General features: G+C 68.6%; 23 protein-coding genes and 2 pseudogenes. 12 read left to right on the top strand and 13 right to left on the bottom strand.

The window, feature by feature from the left end; translation table 11 throughout:
- Window positions 1–265 precede the first annotated feature (265 nt).
- A pseudogene (locus tag NE857_RS31255) lies at window positions 266–382 on the top strand (IS5/IS1182 family transposase); the annotation flags it as partial.
- Between the two features lie 934 nt (window positions 383–1,316).
- On the opposite strand, the pseudogene NE857_RS31250 reads toward NE857_RS31255, so the two are convergent.
- Window positions 1,317–1,532, bottom strand: a pseudogene (locus tag NE857_RS31250) (transposase); the annotation flags it as partial.
- Window positions 1,533–1,788: 256 nt separating this feature from the next.
- On the opposite strand from NE857_RS31250, the gene NE857_RS31245 reads away from it, so the two are divergent.
- From NE857_RS31245 to NE857_RS31235, 3 genes are all read left to right on the top strand, one after another.
- Window positions 1,789–2,067, top strand: coding sequence for a hypothetical protein (locus NE857_RS31245; RefSeq protein ID WP_254418857.1), 279 nt, complete (start codon window positions 1,789–1,791; stop codon window positions 2,065–2,067).
- A 140-nt stretch (window positions 2,068–2,207) separates the two neighbouring features.
- Entirely contained in the window at window positions 2,208–4,208 is a 2,001-nt protein-coding gene (locus NE857_RS31240; protein ID WP_425572193.1) for a serine hydrolase domain-containing protein, read from the top strand.
- 93 nt (window positions 4,209–4,301) lie between these two features.
- On the top strand, window positions 4,302–5,651 hold the full coding sequence (locus tag NE857_RS31235; RefSeq protein WP_254418855.1) for a sensor histidine kinase: 1,350 nt from the start codon (window positions 4,302–4,304) through the stop codon (window positions 5,649–5,651).
- Between the two features lie 45 nt (window positions 5,652–5,696).
- On the opposite strand, the gene NE857_RS31230 is transcribed toward NE857_RS31235, so the two are convergent.
- Window positions 5,697–6,353 (bottom strand): response regulator, encoded by a 657-nt coding sequence (locus NE857_RS31230; protein ID WP_254418854.1) that lies wholly within the window; start codon window positions 6,351–6,353, stop codon window positions 5,697–5,699.
- Between the two features lie 468 nt (window positions 6,354–6,821).
- On the opposite strand from NE857_RS31230, the gene NE857_RS31225 reads away from it, so the two are divergent.
- The 5 genes from NE857_RS31225 (at window position 6,822) to NE857_RS31205 (ending at window position 10,440) form a co-directional block, all read left to right on the top strand.
- Window positions 6,822–7,433, top strand: a complete 612-nt coding sequence (locus NE857_RS31225) for a flavodoxin family protein (protein WP_254418853.1) — start codon at window positions 6,822–6,824, stop codon at window positions 7,431–7,433.
- A gap of 149 nt (window positions 7,434–7,582) precedes the next feature.
- Window positions 7,583–8,245, top strand: a complete 663-nt coding sequence (locus NE857_RS31220; RefSeq protein WP_254418852.1) for a HemK2/MTQ2 family protein methyltransferase — start codon at window positions 7,583–7,585, stop codon at window positions 8,243–8,245.
- Entirely contained in the window at window positions 8,238–8,450 is a 213-nt protein-coding gene (locus NE857_RS31215; RefSeq protein WP_254418851.1) for a CDGSH iron-sulfur domain-containing protein, read from the top strand. The genes NE857_RS31220 and NE857_RS31215 overlap by 8 nt, the downstream gene beginning before the upstream one ends.
- Window positions 8,447–9,448: an iron-containing redox enzyme family protein gene (locus tag NE857_RS31210; protein ID WP_254418850.1), complete on the top strand. Its 1,002-nt coding sequence runs from the start codon at window positions 8,447–8,449 to the stop codon at window positions 9,446–9,448. Before NE857_RS31215 ends, NE857_RS31210 begins: the two co-directional genes overlap by 4 nt.
- On the top strand, window positions 9,445–10,440 hold the full coding sequence (locus NE857_RS31205) for an L-histidine N(alpha)-methyltransferase (protein ID WP_254418849.1): 996 nt from the start codon (window positions 9,445–9,447) through the stop codon (window positions 10,438–10,440). The genes NE857_RS31210 and NE857_RS31205 overlap by 4 nt, the downstream gene beginning before the upstream one ends.
- Window positions 10,441–10,704: 264 nt before the next feature.
- On the opposite strand, the gene NE857_RS31200 is transcribed toward NE857_RS31205, so the two are convergent.
- The 4 genes from NE857_RS31200 to NE857_RS34605 form a co-directional block, all read right to left on the bottom strand.
- Window positions 10,705–12,297, bottom strand: a complete 1,593-nt coding sequence (locus NE857_RS31200; RefSeq protein WP_254418848.1) for an MFS transporter — start codon at window positions 12,295–12,297, stop codon at window positions 10,705–10,707.
- A gap of 108 nt (window positions 12,298–12,405) precedes the next feature.
- Entirely contained in the window at window positions 12,406–13,158 is a 753-nt protein-coding gene (locus NE857_RS31195; protein ID WP_254418847.1) for a MerR family transcriptional regulator, read from the bottom strand.
- A gap of 72 nt (window positions 13,159–13,230) precedes the next feature.
- Window positions 13,231–13,473, bottom strand: a complete 243-nt coding sequence (locus NE857_RS34610) for a MerR family transcriptional regulator (protein WP_344013597.1) — start codon at window positions 13,471–13,473, stop codon at window positions 13,231–13,233.
- Window positions 13,413–13,607 carry a MerR family DNA-binding transcriptional regulator gene (locus tag NE857_RS34605; RefSeq protein ID WP_344013572.1) on the bottom strand — a complete coding sequence of 65 codons (195 nt, stop codon included), beginning with the start codon at window positions 13,605–13,607 and terminating at the stop codon, window positions 13,413–13,415. Before NE857_RS34605 ends, NE857_RS34610 begins: the two co-directional genes overlap by 61 nt.
- Window positions 13,608–14,124: 517 nt before the next feature.
- On the opposite strand from NE857_RS34605, the gene NE857_RS31185 reads away from it, so the two are divergent.
- Window positions 14,125–14,592, top strand: a complete 468-nt coding sequence (locus NE857_RS31185; protein ID WP_254418846.1) for a MarR family winged helix-turn-helix transcriptional regulator — start codon at window positions 14,125–14,127, stop codon at window positions 14,590–14,592.
- A 48-nt stretch (window positions 14,593–14,640) separates the two neighbouring features.
- On the opposite strand, the gene NE857_RS31180 is transcribed toward NE857_RS31185, so the two are convergent.
- Both NE857_RS31180 and NE857_RS31175 read right to left on the bottom strand, forming a co-directional pair.
- Window positions 14,641–15,366, bottom strand: a complete 726-nt coding sequence (locus NE857_RS31180; protein WP_254418845.1) for a flavodoxin family protein — start codon at window positions 15,364–15,366, stop codon at window positions 14,641–14,643.
- 33 nt (window positions 15,367–15,399) lie between these two features.
- On the bottom strand, window positions 15,400–15,606 hold the full coding sequence (locus NE857_RS31175; protein WP_254418844.1) for a methyltransferase: 207 nt from the start codon (window positions 15,604–15,606) through the stop codon (window positions 15,400–15,402).
- 233 nt (window positions 15,607–15,839) lie between these two features.
- Here NE857_RS31175 and NE857_RS31170 point away from each other — a divergent pair, with 233 nt between their 5' ends.
- Window positions 15,840–16,148 carry a GNAT family N-acetyltransferase gene (locus NE857_RS31170; RefSeq protein WP_254418843.1) on the top strand — a complete coding sequence of 103 codons (309 nt, stop codon included), beginning with the start codon at window positions 15,840–15,842 and terminating at the stop codon, window positions 16,146–16,148.
- Window positions 16,149–16,184: 36 nt separating this feature from the next.
- Window positions 16,185–16,457, top strand: a complete 273-nt coding sequence (locus tag NE857_RS31165) for a (4Fe-4S)-binding protein (RefSeq protein ID WP_254418842.1) — start codon at window positions 16,185–16,187, stop codon at window positions 16,455–16,457.
- Window positions 16,458–16,706: 249 nt separating this feature from the next.
- Here NE857_RS31165 and NE857_RS31160 read toward each other — a convergent pair whose 3' ends face one another.
- From NE857_RS31160 to NE857_RS31140, 5 genes are all read right to left on the bottom strand, one after another.
- Window positions 16,707–17,675 (bottom strand): MsnO8 family LLM class oxidoreductase, encoded by a 969-nt coding sequence (locus tag NE857_RS31160; protein WP_254418841.1) that lies wholly within the window; start codon window positions 17,673–17,675, stop codon window positions 16,707–16,709.
- Between the two features lie 107 nt (window positions 17,676–17,782).
- A complete protein-coding gene (locus NE857_RS31155) occupies window positions 17,783–18,238 on the bottom strand; it encodes a carboxymuconolactone decarboxylase family protein (RefSeq protein WP_254418840.1) in 456 nt (151 codons plus the stop codon).
- Window positions 18,235–18,630 carry a GNAT family N-acetyltransferase gene (locus NE857_RS31150; RefSeq protein ID WP_254418839.1) on the bottom strand — a complete coding sequence of 132 codons (396 nt, stop codon included), beginning with the start codon at window positions 18,628–18,630 and terminating at the stop codon, window positions 18,235–18,237. Before NE857_RS31150 ends, NE857_RS31155 begins: the two co-directional genes overlap by 4 nt.
- 30 nt (window positions 18,631–18,660) lie before the next feature.
- Complete coding sequence (locus NE857_RS31145) at window positions 18,661–19,713, bottom strand: pirin family protein (RefSeq protein WP_254418838.1); 1,053 nt, start codon at window positions 19,711–19,713, stop codon at window positions 18,661–18,663.
- Window positions 19,710–20,801 carry an LLM class flavin-dependent oxidoreductase gene (locus tag NE857_RS31140; RefSeq protein ID WP_254422159.1) on the bottom strand — a complete coding sequence of 364 codons (1,092 nt, stop codon included), beginning with the start codon at window positions 20,799–20,801 and terminating at the stop codon, window positions 19,710–19,712. Before NE857_RS31140 ends, NE857_RS31145 begins: the two co-directional genes overlap by 4 nt.
- Window positions 20,802–20,836 lie beyond the last annotated feature (35 nt).

The raw sequence follows: 20,836 nt of genomic DNA, 5'->3' as shown, positions 1-20,836 counted from the left end.
GCACCACGACACTGATGGCATCTCACACCGGGTGATGTAAGAGGCGGCCCCGTCGTTCGACTGGCCGGGGGAAGGCATCGCGTCTCAGGCAGAGGTGTCCTCTTCCGCTGGGGGCAGGGCAATCATGTGCAGGCCGCCCTACCGTCGGGAGAGAGCCAGACGGTAGGGCGCCCATGGAAGTCTCCTGGGCTCCACCGGGAACGAGGACAAACGCGTGAGGAGGGTGTGGAAGGGCAGCCGGTCGGTACGTTGAGCGCCTTCCAGAGCCTGGATAGCCGGATGCCGCCGACTCCACCGCCGCTACGAGCGCAAAGCCGAACACTTCCTCGCGCTCGCCGGCATCGCCCGCACGTTGATTTGCTTCCGCAGACCCACCAAATGAGATGAGTTCTTAAACGGACTGGCCGCATCCGGCCCCGGAACGTAAGGAACTCCACAAAAAGAGCCACACGACCGGCCCAGTTGTACTCATGAATGTTCAGGTCTGCCCTAGTATCTCCATTTTTCCTCGGCTCCCATGTGGATTTGTGAGCTCATGAAGAGCTGACGCCCCCTCGCGGAATTTGAACTGTGGGGTTGACTTAAGAGAAGGAAGCGTGCTCTCCTTTAATGGTGTCAAAGAAGAAGCTCTTCCTCCGTACTTCCGTTGTCTATTCCGTGATGCTCAGCCTCGCGGCTTCGCTCATGCTGGCACAGCCGGCCAGCGCGAACGAGATGCCAAATGAGGTCACGGCCATGTCGAATCCGATCGCCTGCTCGGGACCCTTTTATCGGGCGGTGGAGGCACTCCGGCACAGGTCAGGCCCGGGTACCGGATATTCGCAGGTTGGCTCCAGTTCCAAGGGGAGACTTGTCTGCGTGGTGGGCCGCGAGATCGGAGGAACGTACACGGCCTGTGGTCAGACCTCGAATGTATGGGCCCGAATAACCCCCGAACCTCCGCGGCGATATGTCGCCGCCACGTGCCTCGCCCTAGCCTGAAGAAGAGACTTTTCAGCGCCCCCTGCGGCAGGCCCCAGTCTTAAGGCATAAAGAAAGGCCCCAGTTCGCATACGACTGACCCCCAGGCTCCGGAACTGAATTTCTCAGTCCAACTTCCGGGGGTCAGTTCAGAACGACAGGGGCCACGATATCTAGGGCGGATACGTGATGTAGCTGTCCTGAGGGGTGAAGGAGTCAGTCTCGCTGGCTTGGGCAGAGGCGCCGAACCCCACCGCAGCGAAGACAGCCAGAGCACACGCGGCAAGCAAGCGCTTGATCATCAGGTCTGCTGCCTGAAGTCGAGAACACCGACTCCTTCACGCTAAGAACTCATCTCATTTGGTGGGTCTGCGGAAGCAAATCAACGTGCGGGCGATGCCGGCGAGCGCGAGGAAGTGTTCGGCTTTGCGCTCGTAGCGGCGGTGGAGTCGGCGGCATCCGGCCAGCCAGGCCATGGTGCGCTCGGCCTGCCACCGGTGTCGACCCAACCGCTTCGAGGGTTCCACGCCCTTGCGGGCCAGGCGATGGACGATGCCGCGCCTCCGGAGCCAAAGACCGGAACATAGGCTGGAAACAGATTTCGCCTATGGGGCTTCCTTCTCGGTGAGAGCCACGTTTTCGCAGGTCAGCCCTCCTCCAATAACTTATCGCCTTGTCAGCGATAGGTTAGGGGTTCAAGTCCCCTCGTCGGCTCTCGTACTTCCTCTGGCCCGGTCTCGCGACCGGGCCAGAGTCGTTTCCGGGTGGCTTTACGCCTGAAGAGCTGTCTCCTGTGGGTGCCCAGCGTGTTCGTCGGGGCCGGGAGGCATGGCCGCTGGACCCCTGAACCTCCGCATCCAGTCCTTCGTCCTGCACCTGCGTGCGGAGAAGAAGAGCGACCGCACCGTCACGATGTACCGCGGGTCGGTTGTCTGGTTCGCCGCCGAGCACCTGTCGGCCGCTGGTCGGCCCACTGACATCGACCGCATCCTCAAGACGCCCGGGAGCAGGAACGGCCGGGGGCGGCCAAGCACGGCGACGCCCGTCCGTGCGGTTCTCGCGGTCGAGTGGGCACTCGGGTCGCCGACGGCACCGACGTATGGGTGAACGGGGTCCCCCAAAGGTCGTAAAGCAGGTGCCTACCCCAGGCAGAAGACCGCCCCCACCGGGCTTCGCGATGCTGGAGTCGTCCACAACGGATGGGGTCCACGGACCCGCCCGACGTCCTCGACCCCCAGGAGTAGTTCGTGTTTGCGACCAGCCCGACCCCCCGGGCGCAAAAAGTGCGGCGCGGGATCCCGCGCCGTCTTGCGGCCCTCGCTGCCGTGGGTGCTGTCACGGTTCTCATGACCAGCTGTGCCGGGGCCGCCGGGCCGGAGCCCGCCCCCGCGCCGAAGCCCCACACCCCGGAGGCCACCGACGCGACCCTCAATGAACAGGACGTCAACGCCTGGCTCGACGGGATGCTGCCCGCTTACCTGAACGAGGCCCAGATCGCCGGAGCGGCCGTGAGCGTCGTCGCCGACGGCGAGCTGCTCACCGCCCGCGGGTACGGCTACGCCGACGTCGAGGCCCGGGAACCGGTCGAGGCGGACGAAACACTCTTCCGTGTCGCTTCGGTGTCGAAGACGTTCACCGCGACCGCCGTGATGCAGCTGGTCGAGGCGGGCGAACTCGATCTGGACACCGATGTGGACGAATACCTCGACTTCGAGGTCGAGAAGTCGTTCGACGGGGACCTCACCCTGCGCCACCTGCTGTCGCACACGGGCGGATTCGAGGAGCGGGTCGCCAACGCGATGCTCCCCGAGGGCGAAGAGGTGAACCTGCGCGAGACCGTCGTCAACGACCCGCCGGAGCAGATCTACGAACCGGGGGCGACCCCCGCCTACTCCAACTACGGCATCGCGCTCGCCGGCTACGTCGTCGAGGCCGTCAGCGGGACCGCCTTCCCGGAGTACCTCGACCAGAACGTGCTCACACCGGCCGGGATGGACTCCTCCACCTTCGAGCAACCGCTGCCGGAAGGGCTGGAGCCCCGGCTCTCGCAGGCCTACGCCACCGACGAGGACCCGCCGATCGACCGGTTCGAGATCGTCTCCGACTCCCCGGCGGGGGCGCTGACGGCGACCGCGACCGACATGGCCGAGTTCATGCGCGTGCACATGGAGGCCTCCGCAGGCGCAGGTCTGCTGGAGCCCGAGACGGTCTCCCGGATGCACGAACCGGCTCTGGGCGAGGAGAGCCTCGGCGGGATCGCCGGGGGCGCTCAGATGGGGCTCGGTTTCTTCCTGGAGGAGCGCAACGGCAACCGGATCGTCAGCCACGGAGGGGACACCGCCGCGTTCCACTCCGAGATGCAGATCTACCCCGAGGAGAACGCGGGCATCTTCGTCACGCTCAACAGCAGCGGGAACGCGGGCCTTGTCAGCCACAGCCTTCGTCTGGCTGTGGCGGAGGGGTTCGCCGACCGCTACTTCCCCGGCGAGCAGGCCGACGGCGGACAGGCCGAGCCCACCGCGTCGGAGCACGCCGCGATGCTGGAGGGCGTCTACACGCCCTCCCGGTCGATCCGCAGCAACTTCGCCGCGCTGTTCTACACCCTGGAGGAGACCCGGATCACCGCCACAGCGGACGGGACGATCGTCCTGACGAGCCCCGAGACCGGACAGCCGACGGAGTACATGGAGGTCGAGCCCTGGGTGTGGCGCGAGGTCGACGGACACCGCACACTGGCCGCGGACGTGGTCGACGGCGAGATCAGGGCGATCGGGACCACGGCCTTCACCTTCCTGCCCGCCGACGGGGACGTCCGTGGCTCCGTGGTCATGTCGGTCCTGGGCGCTTCGGTACTGGTGCTCGTGGTCGCGATCCTCTCCTGGCCGGTCGGGTTCCTCGTCCGCCGACGGCTGTCACTGCCCGCACGGGACAAGGCCGGACGGCGGGCACGTGTCCTGACACGGGTCGCCATGGTCCTGACCGTGCTCGGACTCGCCGGCTGGTTGTTCGTCACCTCCCTGGCCCTGGGCTTCCAGCCGGTCTCCTTCGGGATGCTGCGGGTCTTCCAGGTCGTCCAGGGCCTGGGTCTGCTCGGGGCCGTCCCGGCGGCGGTGGTCGTCTACGACAACATCCGGCGCAGGGCCGGGTGGGAGCGGTGCATCGGCAGCTCGCTCGTCCTGCTGGCGCTGCTGGGGGTCGGCTGGATCGCCGCCGTGTACGGGATGGTCACCGGGAGCGTCTCGTTCTGAGTAGCCTTGGCGGGGCATGACCGGTCCGGACCGGGTGCCCCGCCCGGCTCTGGTGTTTCCTTCCCCCCCACACACACAACCCGGACGGTTTCGATGAGGCGTGAGAACCCGGCGGGTCCAGAAGGCGCCGAAGGCGAGCGGAATCCGTTCGCAGGGCCGGTTCCCCGACTGTTGGAGCGGTTCGACGCCGGACTCACACGTGTGGGGTTGCGCGGTCCGTTCAGCCGTGACCTCCTCCTGGGTGTGTTCGTCGCGCTCGTCTCGGCCTCCCTGTTCTACTCGGTGGTGGTCCTCGCGAGGGCGGAGGGGACCCCGCTCGCACCGACCGAGGCGGCCGTGCTCGCCGCCCTGGTGGTCGCGCAGTCCATGGCGCTGTGCGTGCGCAGACGAAACCCCCTGCTGTGCCTGTCCCTCGTGGTGGCGGCCCAGGTGGGGATCATCGCCCTCCTGCCAGCCGATACCGCCTTCCAGAGCCTGGCGTCGTTCTTCGTGGCCTATACGTGCGGCACCGTCCTCACTCTGCGGCGGCTCACCTGGGTGCTCGTGGCGGTCGCGCTCGTTCTGGGTGCCTTCGGGGCCGTGTTCGCGCTGCCGCCGTTCGTCCCGTCCGCACCCCCCGTCCCCGTGACGGATCCGCTGATGGCCGGTATCGGGCAGGTGATGTCCGCAGCGCTCACCTTCGGTGTGCTGGGCTTCGTCGGCAACGACGTGGCCGTACGGCGGCGCTTTGCCCAGCGGGAGCGGGCCAGGGCGATCGAGGAGGAGCGGGAGCGGACGCGCGGTGCCGTCCGGGCCGAGCGCACGCGCATGGCACGGGAGCTGCACGACATCGCCGCACACCACCTCTCCGGGATGGTGGTGCAGGCGGGCGCGGCCGAGAAGCTGGCGGGCCGGGACGCCCCGGCTGTCGCACCGACCATCGAGTGGATCAGGCTCCAGGGGAAGGAGACCCTGGAGAACCTGCGGATGGTGGTCGGCGCCCTACGCGAACCCGGGGAGTATCCGGACGGGTCACGCGGGGCCTCCGGTGAGGAGTCGCGGGCGGACGGGGCGCCTGTTCCGGGGCTCGAGGTGCTCGACCGCCTGGTGGCCGGGGAACGCGCCCTGGGCCGTGAGGTCACCCTGGAGCGCACCGGCGGCGGCCAACCCCTGCCGCCGGTCGCCGACGTCATGTTCTACCGGGTGGCTCAGGAGGCGCTGGCCAACGCGCGGGACCACGCCTGGGGTGCGCGGGTACGGGTGCGGTTGGACTACGGGGAGTCCGAGGTCGTGCTGCGGGTCGACAACGATCCCGGCGCGGAACGCGAGGGCGCCTCCGAGGCGTCTCGGGGGCTCGGCCTGATCGGGATGCGGGAGAGGGCCGACCTGGTCGGCGCGGTGCTGGAAACCGGGCCGACGGATTCGGGCGGGTGGAGTGTCCGGCTCACGCTGCCCCTCAGGTGAGGACCGGAGCCGACACGGGCCCCGGGCTCGGCCAGCGGGGGCCCGTCAGGGGACCGCGACGCCGTTGCGGTAGGCCCAGACGACGGTCTGCAACCGGTCGCGGACCCCGAGTTTGGTCATCACCCGTCCCAGGTGCGACTTGACGGTGCTCGGTTCGATGACGAGGTTCTCGGCGATCTCGACGTTGGACATGCCCTGTGCGAGCAGGCGCACGATGTCGAGCTCGCGCTCGGTGAGGAGGCCGTGCGACCGGGCGTCCGCGCGAGGCGGGGACCTGCGTTTGGCGAACTCGGTCATGACCCGGCGGGTCACGGCTTGGTCGACCAGGCCGTATCCGTTGGCGAGCCGGCGCACGGCCTCGACCAGGTCGTCGGGAGGGGTGTCCTTCAGGATGAACCCGCTGGCCCCGGCCTCGAGCGCTCCGAAGACGTACTCGTCGAGGTCGAAGGTGGTCACCACGAGGATCGCCGGGGGTGCCCCGGACGCCCGGTCCAGGATTTCCCGGGTCGCGGTCAGCCCGTCGCCGCCGGGCATGCGCACGTCCATACAGACGACGTCGGGACGTACCCTCTCGACGAGTTCGACGGCGGCCGGACCGTCACCGCACTCGCCGACCACCTCGATGTCGTCGGCGATTTCCAGCATCACCCTGAAACCCGCGCGGACGACGAACTGATCGTCGACCAGGGCCACCCTGATCATGGACCGCTACCTTCGTGTGTGGGCCCGCTGGTGCCGGGCAGGCTTCGAACCGCCGCTTTCCCGCGGTCGGCCAGGTCTTCGACATGCCTCGTGCGCCATCGCGGACGGATCGCGTTCCAGCACGGACCACAGGCGCCCGCGATGCTACCAGCGCTCGTCGGGCGCGGTACGGCCACAGCCACCGCCACAGAGCCGAGGTCGCCCCTTACACCCCGGTTTCCACCCGGTCCGCCAACACGACAGCACGCGGCCCCGGACCTTCAGGCCGGTGCCTCGGGTCCCGTGTCGGTGCCGGGAACGGCGAGTCCACGGTGTGGGGGTCAAGGGGCGACCGATCGCCACGCCAACCGCCCGTCACCCGTTCCCCGGTGCCTTCGGTGAGACTCCTCTGGCACCGCCTTTCCCCGGAATCGTCTGTTGGGGCGTGGACTCACGGAAAAAGACGATCACTCTGGGTAAGGTGCCGCCATGCCTTCCACTCTTCGGGCCCTCGCCCTGGTCTGCAGCCTCAAACCGAGTCCGGATCCGTCCAGCAGCGAGTTGCTGGCACAGCAAGTCCTCGACGAGCTCGCCGGGCACGGAGTGCAGGGTGAGTCGGTGCGGGTCGTCGACCACCGGGTCCATCCGGGTGTGGCGGTCGACATGGGGCAGGGCGACGAGTGGCCGGAGCTCCGGCGCAAGCTTGTCGACTCCGACATCCTGGTGCTCGCCACGCCCACGTGGGTGGGTCACATGTCGAGCGTCGCCCAGCGGGTGCTGGAACGGATCAACGCCGAACTCTCGGAGACCGATGACGAGGGGCGGCCCTCGATGTACGGCAAGGTCGCCGTGGTCGCGGTGGTCGGTAACGAGGACGGTGCGCACAAGATCGTCGCCGACTGCGTGCAGGCGTTGAGCGACACCGGGTTCACCATCCCGGCCACGGGCTCCACGTACTGGAACTCCGAGGCGATGAACCCGAAGGACTACATCGACCTCGACAGCACCCCCGAAGCGGTGGCGACCACCACCGCTTCGCTCGCGCGCAATGCCGCGCACCTCGCGCGCCTGCTTCGCGCACAGCAGTATCCGGCCTCGTGAACGGCCGCCGTCCGGCACGGACGGCGGGGACGCGGACGCGGGTCTCGTTCGTCGGCTCCGGGCGCGCCCACCACTCAAAGTGACCATATGTGTCCGGAGAGGTGCTGTTCGGGAGATTATCGGCACGGTGGCCGGGTAGTGGACTCTCCATGCTGCTACTGAGGCCGCCGGGTGTGTACCGAGTGCAGGGGGACACCTCCCTGCTCCGCCGTGTGCTGCGCCAGCGCGGACGGCGCGGAGAGCTCACCGGACGCTCGGTCCTGGATGTCGCCTCGGGTACCGGGGCCCTGGGCATCGAGGCACTACGGGCCGGAGCGGCCAGTCTCACCGCGATCGACCTGTCGCGGCGCTCCGTGGCGGCGAGTTGGTTCAACAGCCGCTTACACGGAATCCCGGCGGTGGTGCTGCGCGGTGACCTGTTCGCCCCCGTGGCCTCGCACCGCTTCGACCTCGTCCTCGCCAACCCGCCCTACGTGCCCTCTGACGCCTCTTCACTCCCGCGCTATCGGATGGCGAGGTGCTGGGACGCGGGGCCGGACGGCCGAGCCCTGCTGGACCGTATCTGCGCCGGTGCTCCCGCGGTGCTCAACGAAGACGGCGTCCTTCTGCTCGTGCAGTCGGTACTCGCCGACGAACAGGCCACGTTGGACCGCTTCGAGGCGGCGGGGCTGGCGGCCGAGGTCCTGGTGAGAACCCGTATCCCGTTCGGTCCGGTGCTGCGCTCGCGGGCTGGGGCGCTGCGCGGTCGCGGGCTGATAGCCCCCGGCCAGACGGAGGAGGAACTCGTGGTCATCGAGGCACGCCATGGATGAGGGCCGCCGCAGGGTCGTCGTCACCGGTGAGGGCCCCATCCTCGTCTACGGTCCGGTGGACGTGGAGATGCCCGACGGAACGCGCCGGCTCAGCGACCGCGCGGTCACCGCGCTGTGCGCGTGCGGCCGCAGCCGGCACCGTCCGTTCTGCGACACGAGCCATCGGCGGCGGGTGCGCGACAAGAAGGAGGAAGACGGCTCATGACCGTGACGATGTCGAAGGCGCCCGCACTTCCTGCTCCCCGCGGACCGGTCTCCCGGGCGGTCCTGTCCGCACTGCGGGGGGAACGGCCCGAGCCTGTGGCCGTGGCGCAGGCCCCTCCCTACGGTGAGGACCTCCAGTTGGCGCTCTACTGCTGCTACGAACTCCACTACCGCGGGTTCGAAGGGGTCGACGCCGACCTGGAATGGGATCCGGCGCTCCTCGGGGTCCGCGCCGAGCTGGAAAAGGCCTTCCTCGGCGCGCTCAGGGAGGACGTGCCCTCCGGCACGGACGTCGAGAGCGAGCTGGGCGCGCTCCTGGTCGAACACGTCGACGCGTTCGGGGTCTCCCACCACCTGCACCGCCACGGCCACCTGTGGCAGCTGCGCGAGTACGTCGCGCACCGCTCGCTCTACCACCTCAAGGAAGCCGATCCGCAGACCTTCGTCGTCCCTCGCCTGCACGGTCCGGCCAAGGCCGCCCTCATGACGGTCCAGCACGACGAGTACGGCGCCGGGGACCCCGAGCGGACGCACTCCAAGCTCTTCGCCGACATGATGACCGAACTCGGCCTCTGCGACGACTACGGCGCCTATGTCGACTCCGCCCCCGCCGAAATGCTGGCCGAAGTCAACTTCATGTCGCTGTGCGGGCTGCACCGCGGGTGGCGCGCTGCGCTGATCGGGCAGTTCGCCACGGTCGAGCTCACCTCGTCCCCCGGGTCGGACCGCCTGGTCAAAGCCATGAGAAGGCTGGGCTGCGGTCCGAACGCCCTGCGTTTCTACGCCGAACACGTCGAGGCCGACGCGGTCCACGAGCAGCTCGTCCGGCGCGAGGTGATCGCGCCGCTGCTGCGTGCCGAGCCCGAACTGGCCGCCGACCTGGTGTTCGGGATCCGGAGCAGTGTCTTCCTGGCCGGTCGGCTGGAGGAACACCTGTTCCACCGCTGGAACCGCGGTGAGTCGAGTTTCCGTGAGGGAGCGGAGGCGAGCGGACCATGACGCCGTCCGACTCGCAGGCGCGCCATCGCGTCATCCCGCTCGCCGACGGCGACGCCGGACTCCAGGAGGACGCGGTCGTACGGGACTGCCTCCAACAGGACCCGCCCCGACTGCCCCCGTGGCTCGGCTATGACGCGGTCGGTTCCGAGTACTTCGAACAGATCACCGAACTCCCCACGTACTATCTGACCCGTGTGGAACGCGCCCTGTTGGAGAACCACTCCTCGGAGATGGCCCGGGCGCTCGCCTGCGGGCGGATCGCGGAACTGGGCAGCGGGAGCGCGAAGAAGACGCGGTTGCTGCTGGAAAGCCGTCTGCGTCTGGGACCCACCACCTACCTCCCGATCGACGTCGACCGGACCATGCTGCGCTCCAGCGGGGCCGCCCTGTGCGCGGAAATGGACGATCTGCGGGTCACGGGCCTGTGGGGGCGCTACGAGGCCGGCCTCGAATGGCTGCGCACCCATACCGCGGAGCCGCTCGCGGTCCTCTTCCTCGGCAGCAGCTTCGGCAACACCACACCAGGGGAACGCGACCTCCTGCTGGAGGGGATCGCCCGCAGCCTGGGCCCGGGCGGAAGCTTCCTCGTCTCCGCCGACCTGGACAAGGACCGCGAGGTCCTGGAGACCTGTTACAACGACCCCGCCGGGTACTCGGCCTTCGCCGATTTCCGGCTCAACTACCTCACTCAGCTGAACCTCCGCTACGGTGCCGAGTTCGTGCTCGACGACTTCGTCCCGGAGGCCCGTTACAACGCGGACACCTCCACGGTGGAAGGACTTCTTCGAGCTCGCGCCGACCGGACGGTGCCGGTGCCGGGGCTCGGGATCACCCTGGTCATCCCACGCGGGCGGTTCCTCAACGTCGGTTATTCGGTCAAGTTCGACGAGCACCAGTTGGCCCGCGAGGCGGGGGCGCACGGTTTCCGTTTGCAGGCCCAGTGGCGGGATCCCGAGGTTCAGTACGGGATCTTCCTCTTCCGTCGCGAGTGAGCAGACCCGAACGCCCCGGGATCCTTCGCGTGCCCGGCACCGAGCACGCCGGGGGTGTCGAACGCCTCCCCCGCACCCGGTACCGGACAGTCGGGTGCGGGGGAGGAGAAGTGCGCCGACGGCGGAGCGAGCGCGGCAGTGCGAGCGCGGCCCGGCTGCGGGCGGGCGGGTTGAAGAACCCCTCGACGGCGATCAGGTTCGTTGCGGGGGTCATGACGGAACCTCCTGGTCGATGGATGCGAAGGGCGAAGCGGCGGTCGCGAGTCAGTGCTTGTGCTCGAGCTCGTCCCCGTGCTGGTCCCCGCGCAGGTGCTCTGCTGCCTCGTGTTCGGCTGCGAGGTCCTGGTGCGCCGACGCGCCCCGTAGCGTGACCAGGGCCCAGATCGCGGCGAAGGCCATCACTCCGGCACCGGCGAGACCGGTCACGGTGATCGCTTCGGTGAAGGCGCTCCGGGAGAGCTCCAGGACGGCGTCCCCGGTGTCGCCGCCGAGCTCGGCGGCGACCAGCAGCGCCTCCGCGAGGGTCGAGGACACCCGCTCGGCGAGGCCCGCTGTCAGGTCGATCGCGTGGCTTCCGGTGAGGACGGTCCGGGTGTACCAGGAGACGAGGACCCCGCCCAGGACCGCGGTGCCCAGGGTCATCCCGATCTCGTAGGCGGTCTCGGAGGTCGCGGCGGCCTGTCCGGCGCGCTCGGGCTTGACGGAGCTCATGATGATGTCGTTGCTCAGGGTCAGGCCCATGCCCGCGCCCAGCGCGACCAGTACCAGTGCGGCACCGACCAGTACGGGGCTCGACGCGGGGGTCAGGAAGGCGGTCAACACGAACCCGGACACCGCGATCGTGAGCCCGAGGGCGATCACGTAGGCGGGGAGGAAGCGTTTGACCAGTGCGGCCGCGACGAAGGCCGCGGCGGCTGCCATGAGCGCCTGGGGCATGAGCCAGACGGATGCCTGCAGCGGGCTGAGACCGAGCACGAGCTGGAGGAACTGGACGAGTGCCACCAGGGCTCCGACCATGGCGAAGATGGACAGGACGTCCGTGACGACGGCTCCGCGGAAGTACCGGATCCTGAACAACCGGACGTCCATGAGCGGGGTGGGGAGCACGAGCTGCCTGCGAACGAACAGGCCGATCGCGATCAGCCCGATGACCACGGCGGCCACGCCCAGGGCCAGGCCCTTGTCTGCGGTGAGCGTCTTGATGCCGTACACAAGGCCGATCAGGCCGACGAAGGAGAGCAGGACGCTGGGCAGATCGATGCTGTGCAGGTCGGGGTTGCGGCTCTCGGGGAGCAGCGCCGGGCCCAGGACGAGCAGAATCACCATCACGGGGATGTTCATCAGGAACGCGGCCTGCCAGCTGAAGGTCTCGATGATCCAGCCGCCGACGATCGGTCCGGCCGCCGCGCCGACGGAGGCCATCGCGCCCCAGACCGCCATCGCGTAACGGCGCTGCTGGCGGTCGAGGAACATGTTCCGGACCAGGGACAGCGTCGAGGGCATCATGAACGCCCCGCCCACACCCAGGAGCGCACGAGCGCCGATGAGCATCCAGGGCGCGGTGGCCAGCGCGCCGAGCACCGAGGCGGTCGTGAAGAGGACCGCACCGATGAGCAGGTTTCGTCGCCTGCCGAACCTGTCTCCCACGGTCGCCATCGCGACGAGCAGGCCGGCGAGAACGAGCGAGTAGACGTCGATCATCCACAACTGCTCGGTGCCCGTGGGGCTCAGCTCCGCCGAGATGGCGGGCAGAGCCATGATCAGGACGGTTCCGTCGATGGTGATGAGCAGCAGTGGCAGGACGAGGACGGCGAGGCCGATCCAGGTCTTGGCCGTGGCCTTGGGAGGGCTGGTCATGGTGGGCCCCTGAGCGTTGGTCTGTTCGGACAGCGCTCAGTCAAAACTCCGACGTCGCGTCGGAGTCAAGGCCGCATGTCATGCCCTCGGTCACAGGGCCCGGCGGGGTCAGGGCCCGGTCGGCCGCTGGGCGTGCTCCAACCGGTACAGGATCCGGCGCAGTACCCGGTGCTGGACGGGTTTGAGGGCATGCTCGTTCAGTTCGTCCAGCAGGGCCGGGACCTTCGGGTCGGGCGCGGGCGAACCGGCCAGTCGTGCTGACAGCGGTTCCAGTCCGGTGACCCAGTCGTCGATCAAGGACGCGACCTCCTCGTCCGGGGTGTCGGGACCGAGAGTGTAGAACCGCGCCGTCAGCGGTTCCAGCCGATCGAGTGCCTCCCTCTCCGCCCCGCCGAGCAGGGCGACGAGCCCCGTCGACTCGTCCTCTCCGAGCAGGTGCCCGAGCAGGATCAGCTGTTCGTGTTCGTGTCGGGCCATCTCCTCGGGCACCCCGGCCTCGGGGGCGGAGCGCAGCACCGACAGCTCCGGGGGCAGGTCGGGCGGGGAGCCGCTACTGCGCAGGGCGGCGATGGTGGCCCGCCGGGCGTTGAGCCGTTCGATCTCGGCGGCCGCCTGTCGATCGAGCTCGTCCAGCAGCTCCTCCGCGGACGCCGGGTCGTCCAGCACGGCCGGCAGCGCGGACAGGGGTACACCCAGCGCGGTCAACCTCGTGATCCGCAGAAGCCGCACGAGGTCGCCCACGTCGTAGCGCCGGTAGCCCCCGGACGAGCGCGGGGGCTCGGGCAGCAACCCGATCTGGTGGTAGTGGCGCAACGTGCGGACGGTGACGCCGGCGAGTTCGGCGAGTTCACTACTGAGCATCGGACAGCTCCTCGGAGTTCGGGCCGCGCGGTGTGGGACGGTCACACCCGGCGGAGGGGAAGGTCGGGGGGATCAGCCCGCCCGGCTCTTCGGCAGCCGCACGCGGTGCTCGCGTGCGGTGTCCATCAGGGCGTCCAGGGCCTTCCGTGCCTGCAGGAGATCCTCGATGTCGCTGGTGATGCGTCGACGCTCCTGTGCCAGGCGTTCCATCGCGCTGTCGAAGGTCTCCTCGAGAGGCGTGTCGAAGCAGGGCATCATCGCGGCGATGGCACGGCTGGTCGACCCCGCCGCGAGGAGGCGGCGAACGAACTCCACGCGGGGACGGCGTCCTCTGTGAAGTGGCGCTGCCCGCTGGCACTGCGGGTACTGCCGATCAGGCCCTGTTCTTCGTAGTAACGCAGCAGCCGGACGCTCGCCCCGGTCCGTCGTGAGAGCTCCCCGATCCTCATACCGCCCCTTTCGTGAACTGCGACACAGCGCGTGCCTCTCACATCGATGTGAGGTTTTAGCGTCGCCAACGTACCCGGTTCGGCCGCGATTCCACGGCCGTTCCCGTTCGGGGCGCCGTCCCACCCACCACCGAGGAAGTTCTGTCGCCATGAATGCCGAGGGGCCGACCATCGTCACGGAGCCTTTCCGTAAGAACCTGTTTCGGCGAGCTGCCCACCGGCTAGGACGGTCGCACGACGGCCGGGGAGCCGGGCGAAACCCGGTGGACCCCGGCGGTCTTCCTGTCGGGGTCCCTTCCCATGGTGGAGTGGTATCAGGAGCTGCCTCTCCCCACGGACCGTTTGCGCACCTTGCCCGACGAGACTCCTGGGTTGCCGACCACGCGGATCCCGGGTCCCGGATCCCGGGATCCGCGCGGATCAGTTCGACGGATCCGCGCGGATCCTCCGAGGTCAACCGGTGTCGTCACGTCGACTCTGGTAGGTGAGGTATCAACCTTTTCGTTACAATGCGTCCATGGACGCGACGCAGCAAGGACTCAGTCCGGATGAGCAGAACGCATGGGAAAGCTTCATCCGGATGCAGGAAATACTTATCGGACGGCTTTCACGCCTCGTCCGATCCGACTCCGGCATGTCAGCAGCCGATTACATAGTGCTTGCCAAACTCACCGAGGCGCCCGACAGCGAGTTGCGTTTCCTGGAACTGGCCAAACTCCTCGAGTGGGAGAAAAGCCGCATGTCCCACCAGGTCACGCGGATGGTGAAGCGCGGACTCGTGGCCAAGAAGGAATGTCACGACGACGCGCGCGGAGCGTTCGTCGTCGCCACCCCGCTCGGACACAAGGCGATCCAGGACGCCGCACCCATGCACGCCGAGCACGTCCGCCGCCTGTTCATCGACGCCCTGACACCGAACCAGCTCAACACGTTCGCCCGGCTCTCCCACCGTGTCCTGGAGCATATGGAGAAGCAGCCCGACTGAACCGGCAGCACGGCGTTCGCGCTGATCCGTGTGCCCCTTCTCGGCTGATCAGCGGTGTTCGGGGTTGGCGTTGTCGGGTCTGCAACCGGCGTCCCAGGCCGCGCGCTGGTTGCCGTAGGCCGGGAAGCCGCCGGCGCGCCGGAGCATCGAGGCCGTGTGCATCAGGTTGTGGGTCATGAAGCTGATGTTGCGGTTGGCGAAGTCGTTCTCCGGGCCGCCGGAGCCCTCGTCCAGGTAGGACGGGCCGGGGCCGACCTCACCGATCCAGCCCGCGTCGGCCTGGGGCGGGATCGTGTAACCGATGTGCTGCAGGCTGAAGAGGATGCTCATCGCGCAGTGCTTGAGGCCGTCCTCGTTCCCGGTGAGCAGGGTGCCGCCCACACGCCCGTAGTAGGTGTACTGGCCCTGTTCGTTGAGCACTCCGGAGTAGCCGTAGAGCCGCTCGATCACCCGGCGGGTCACCGAGCTGTTGTCGCCCAGCCAGATCGATCCGGCGACGACCAGGATGTCGGCGGCCAGGACCCGCTCCAGCAGCGCGGGCCACTCGTCGGTCTCCCACCCGTGCTCGGTCATGTCCGGGCGGACGCCGGTGGCGATGTCGTGGTCGACGGCGCGGAACTGGTCCACGCTGACCCCGTTCGCCTCCATGATCGCCACGCTGCGGTCGATCACTCCCTGGGTGTGGCTGCGCTCCGGAGAGCGGTTGAGGGTGCAGTTGATGTAGAGCGCGCGCAGCCCGGTGAAGTCGGGCTTCTCGCTCGTGGGCGCGGTCATGGAAAGTCCTTCCGGTGGTTCGGCGGGTGGTCCTCAACCGGCCTTGATCGTTGCCTCGATGGCGGAGTAACCGCCGACCGGGGCCATGACGGTCCTGTCGACGACGAACCCGGCGGCGCCCAGAAGAGCCGTGTACTCAGACTCGGTACGTTCCCGCCCGCCCGCCATCGTCAACATGATCAGATCACTCAGCTTGCTCGGGTGCTGCTCGTCGCCCAGGGGCAGCAGTGACTCGATCACGACCCGCCGGGTAGTACGGTCTCGCTGGCGGCGATGCGTATGACCGCTCCTTGTTCGTTGATTCATCATCGGCTCCAGGTCTGCTTTGTCCTGGTCAAGGCAGTACTGGCGTGGTGTTCCGTGGTGCAGCAAGGGGAAGGTGTGTGGTTATTTTTACATCTAATGTGTTGATGAATCAACTATCTGCTGTTAGCTTTGCGATCAGATCACACCCATCGATCCAGGGGGCTCACATGGCTGTCGAAGTGGCGGACGCGCCTGAGGCGAAACGTTACGAGGCCCGAGTTGACGGGGCGTCGGCGGTCGCCGGATTCGCGCAGTACATCCGCACGGACGAGCTCGTCGCGTTCGTGCACACCGAGGTGGCCCCTGAGTACGAGGGCAAGGGGGTCGGGTCGGCGCTGGTCCGATCCTCCCTCGACGAAGCCCGTTCCGCGGGCCTGCGGGTACTGGCGACCTGTCCGTTCTACGCGGGCTGGATTTCCCGTCACCCGGAGTACCGGGACCTGGCCTACCAGTCGCAGAGCAAGGTCAGCGACTGAGCGGCCCGAGGCCACAACAGCGGGGGCTGAAACGGCATGAGCGACGGACCTGTGAAGAAGACGTACGAGGGGCGGTCGATCGCGGTCACCTTCGAGGCCGCTCGTTGCCGGCACGCAGCCGAGTGCGTGCGCGGTCTGCCCGGGGTATTCGACATCGAGCGGCGTCCGTGGATCCAACCGGACAACGCTGCCGCCGACCGCACGGCCGAGGTGGTGCGGCGCTGTCCTTCGGGCGCGCTGGGGTACCGGCTCGCGGGCGGCGCCGCGGGGACCCCGGGCCCGCCCGCGCAGAACGCGTCCGGCGGCTGAGACCGCGATGGGCGCCGCCACGCTGAACGTGGTCATCGTCGACATCTTCCGCCGGGAGATTCGCGCGCACCGGTGACCCCAACGGGCCCGGCCTTCCCGCCTGGCCGACGGTGGAGGAGGACCCCGATCAGGTCATGGAGTTCGACGGCGGCAGCTCGGTGTCGCCCCGCCCGCGCCCGGAGGTCGTCGACTTCTGGATGGAGTACACCGGACCGATCCCGTAGTGGGGGCCAGTAGGAGGAGGGTTGGCTACGCGGTCCGGAGCGAGGCGAGGAACTCGTCGGTCCTCCTGACCTCGTCGCGGTCGTGGGTGCTGACGTTCGCGAGCACCTCCGAGGCACCGGTGCGCTCCAGGAGGTCGGTGAGCGAGCTCTCCACCTGCTTCGGGGTGCCGAAGACCGCGCCGTCCATCCAGTCGTCCACCGCCTTGAGCTTCCTCTCCCGGCTCGTGCCGAGCAGCCGACGCACTTCCTCGACGGGGCGCAGCGCACGGAACTCGCCGACGTCCCGCGAGTCCGCGTACGCCCAGGCCTCAGGAAGCAGCAGGTCGCGGGCGCGCTCGTCGGTGTCCGCGACGGAGACGTCCGTGTTCACGATCAGGTAGGGCTCTGAAGCGGCCGGACCCGGGCGGAAGTCCCGGAAGTAGGCGGCCAACCGCTGCTCATCGCGCAGGACCGGTCCGCCGACCACTACGGGCAGTCCGAGTTCCGCTGCCAGGGCCAGCCCGCCCCGGACGGCCAGCAGGAACACGGGCGGAGGTCCGACACCGGGCTTGGCGGTGATCTCGGCCTGCCCGCTCAGATACCGCCGGACCCGCTCGAGCTCGCTCGGATAGTCGTCCTCGTGCAGGGCGGTTCGCCCGAGCGCCCGCCGGATCGGAGCGGTGAAACCCAGGGACCCGCCCAGCCCCAGGTCGACCCGGCCCGGGTTCAGCGCTTCCAACAACAGCGCCTGCTCGGCGATCACCAGCGGGTTGTGGTTGGGCACCATGATCCCGCCGGTGCCCAGGCGGATGCGGCGAGTACGGGCGCCGATCGCCGCGAGCAGCACGGCGGGGGCGGCGCTGGCGATGCCCGGGACCGCGTGGTGCTCGGCGGTCCAGAACCGGTGGAAACCCAGTTCGTCCGCGCGTACCGCCCGCTCGACGGTGGTCGCGATCGCCTCCGCGTCGGACTCTCCGTCGCGCGTCCGTGAGCGGTCGAGCAGGGAGACACGCATCAGTTCCAGACCCCGTCCGTTCGGTGCGGCTGTGCTACCGCCGTGGCGGCCCGCTCGTGCTGCGGGCCGCCACGACAGTAGGAACCAACTTCTGCCCCCGCTTACTCCTACCTGATCACCGGATGTCCGCTGGCGATCGAGATGCGGTTGAACGCGTTGATCAGGGTGACCGTCCACTCCACCGCGGAGATCTGGGCGGTGGTCAGGTGGGCGGCCGCACGGGCGTTGACGGTCTGCCGGTCGAGGGCCGGATCGATCACGGTCAGGGACTCCGCCAGCTCGAGCGCGGCCCTCTGCTGATCCGTGAACAGCTTCGTCTCGCGCCACGCGGGCAGCACGTCCAGGGTGCTCTGCTCCACCCCGGCCCTGCGGGCCTTGGGAAAGTGGATGCTCAGGCAGGTCGGGCAGCCGTTGATCTGGGACACCCGGATGTTGACCATCTCGATGAGGTCGTCGCCCAGACCGGCCTCGTGTGACGCGGTTCGGGAGGCCTTGGCCGCCTTGAGCATCGCACCGTAGACCTCGGGGTGTTCCTTGTCGATGTAGGGGCGTTCCGCGTTCACGCGTCACCCGCGTTCTGGACCGTCTCCTTGACCAGCGCGAGGTCGGCCGGTCTGGGTCGGCGGAACTGACCGCCCTCGGCCTTGTACTCGTCACCGTGCTTCTTCAGGTGACTGGCGAACAGCGGGCACACCGGCACGACGGTGAGGTTCCTGCTGATGCTGTCGGCCAGTGCCTCACGGATGAGCAGTCCGGCCAGTCCCCGGCCGCCGAACTCCTCATCGACCTCGGTGTGGAAGAAGACGCGCTCGCCGGCGGTCTGCGGCGGGTCGACGAAGTCCGCGCGTCCGGCGAGGGCTTCGTCCACGCTCACGGTGTAGGCGCTGATGGCGCGTGCCTGGTCGAGCGTGATGGACACGGGGGCGCCGGTCTTGTCCGTTCGCTGTTCGGTCATGTCGGATACCTCTTCTTCTGCTTCTGTCGGTCAGCCGTCGAGCTGGGCGTGGGGCGGCGGGTTCTTTCTGGGGCGCATCTGCACCGGAGGCAGCTCCGGGGCCGGAATCCTCGACATCCCTTCCCGGTTCCGGCCCGGGCCACCGTGTCCCACGTAGCCCTCCACCTGCCCGAACCGTTCGCCGTGGTGCTGCCACTCTTCCCGGTAGCGCGTGATCTCCTCCGTCGTGCGGCCCAGGAAGTTCCACCACATGAGGACCTCCTCTCCGAAGGGGGCACCGCCCAGGAGCACGAGCCTGGCCGGTTGGTCTCCCTCGTTGGCCACCCGCAGGGTTCGTGCACCCACCCCGGTATAGCCCACGGCGTCCTTGGGCACGTGCACACCTTCGAGCCTGACGTCCGTACCCGTGTCCACCAGCAGGCCGTGCTCGAATTCGGGATCGACAGGGAGGTCGAGGACCCCGCCGGGGCGCAGCCTGAGCTCGGCCCCCACCAGCGGCGTGTACATGCTCACCGGGGAGCACGAACCGAGCAGGGAGCCGAGGAACACGAGCGCCGTGCCCGCGTCGAACTCGACCGGCTCGGGGACGTAGTGCTCGAACTCGCGCTCCGGGCGGTGCCGGACCTCGTCGGGCAGGGCGACCCAGAGCTGCACCCCGTGGATCCGGACCGCCTCCGGGGTGGAGGTCTCGGAGTGGCAGATCCCCGCCCCCGCCGTCATCAGGTTCATCTGCCCGGGAAGGACGGTGGCGGCGTTCCCGCCGGAGTCGTTGTGCGCGATGACGCCGTCGAACAGCCAACTGACGGTCTGCAGCCCCGTGTGCGGGTGCGGGGCCACGTCCATTCCTCCGGTGTCCGCGACCTCGTGGGGGCCGAAGTGGTCGACGAAGCACCAGGCGCCGATCAGCGAACGCTGCCGCTGCGGCAGGGTGCGGCGCACGTTGATCGCGCGCGGCCCGCCCAGGGGCACCGTGCGGGCGGTGATGATCTCGACCGGGGCTCCGCCCTCACAGGCGGCCAGAGGGCCGGGGAGGCCGCCCTCGCTGCACACGAAGGTGTCCGGGTCGGTCTCTGTGTTGGTCATTGCGGTTCTTCTCCTGATTCACGAGCGGCGAGCAGCGAGGCGTGGGTGGGCGCCTCGGGCACGTCGGTCGGCCGGTTCTTCGCGAATTCCTTCCTCAGTTCCGGCAGGACCTCCTCGCCGAGGATGTCGAGCTGCTCCAGCACGGTCTTCAGGGGGATCCCGACCCCGTCGACGTTGAACAGCTGGCGCTGGTAGTCGCCGAAGTTCTCGCGGAAGGTGAGGGTCTTGTCGATGACCTGCCGGGGGCTGCCGACGGCCAGCGGGGTCTCCTCCATGTACTGCTCCAGTGAGGGCCCGCCGCCCATCAGGGGGGAGTGGTCGAAGTAGGGGCGGAACTCCCGTACGGCGTCCTGGGAGTTGGCCCGCATGAAGATGTGGCCGCCCACGCCGACGAGGGCCTGCTCCGCGGTGCCGTGGCCGTAGTGGGCGAAGCGCCTGCGGTAGAGGTTGATCAGCTTCTGGAAGTGCTGCTTGGGCCAGAAGATGTTGTTGGCGAAGAAGCCGTCTCCGTAGTAGGCCGCCTGCTCGGCGATCTCCGGGGAGCGGATGGAGCCGTGCCAGACGAACGGAGGGACGCCGTCGAGCGGGCGGGGCGTGGAGGTGAAGCCCTGCAGCGGGGTGCGGAACCTGCCCTCCCAGTCGACGACGTCCTCGCGCCAGAGCTTGTGCAGGAGGGCGTAGTTCTCCAGCGCCAGCGGGATGCCCTCGCGGATGTCCTTGCCGAACCAGGGGTAGACCGGGCCGGTGTTGCCGCGGCCCATCATCAGGTCCACGCGCCCGTCGGCCAGGTGCTGGAGCATCGCGTAGTCCTCCGCGATCTTCACCGGGTCGTTGGTGGTGATCAGGGTGGTGGACGTGGACAGGATGATGCGCTCGGTGCGCGCCGCGATCCAGCCGAGCATGGTGGTCGGGGACGAGGGTACGAACGGCCGGTTGTGGTGCTCGCCGGTGGCGAACACGTCCAGTCCGATCTCCTCGGCCTTGCGCGCGATGGCGACCATCGCCTTGATCCGCTCGTGCTCGGTCGGTGCCCGACCGGTGGCGGGGTCCTGTGTCACGTCACCGACGGTGAAGATCCCGAACTGCAATGCACCCATCTCCGTGTGGTCGCTGTGTCTGTCAA

Origin of the sequence: Nocardiopsis exhalans, assembly GCF_024134545.1 — a bacterium.
In the GTDB taxonomy this organism is placed as follows: domain Bacteria; phylum Actinomycetota; class Actinomycetes; order Streptosporangiales; family Streptosporangiaceae; genus Nocardiopsis; species Nocardiopsis exhalans.
Note: the sequence above shows the minus strand (reverse complement) of the source record. Positions and strands in the feature narration are given on the sequence as shown.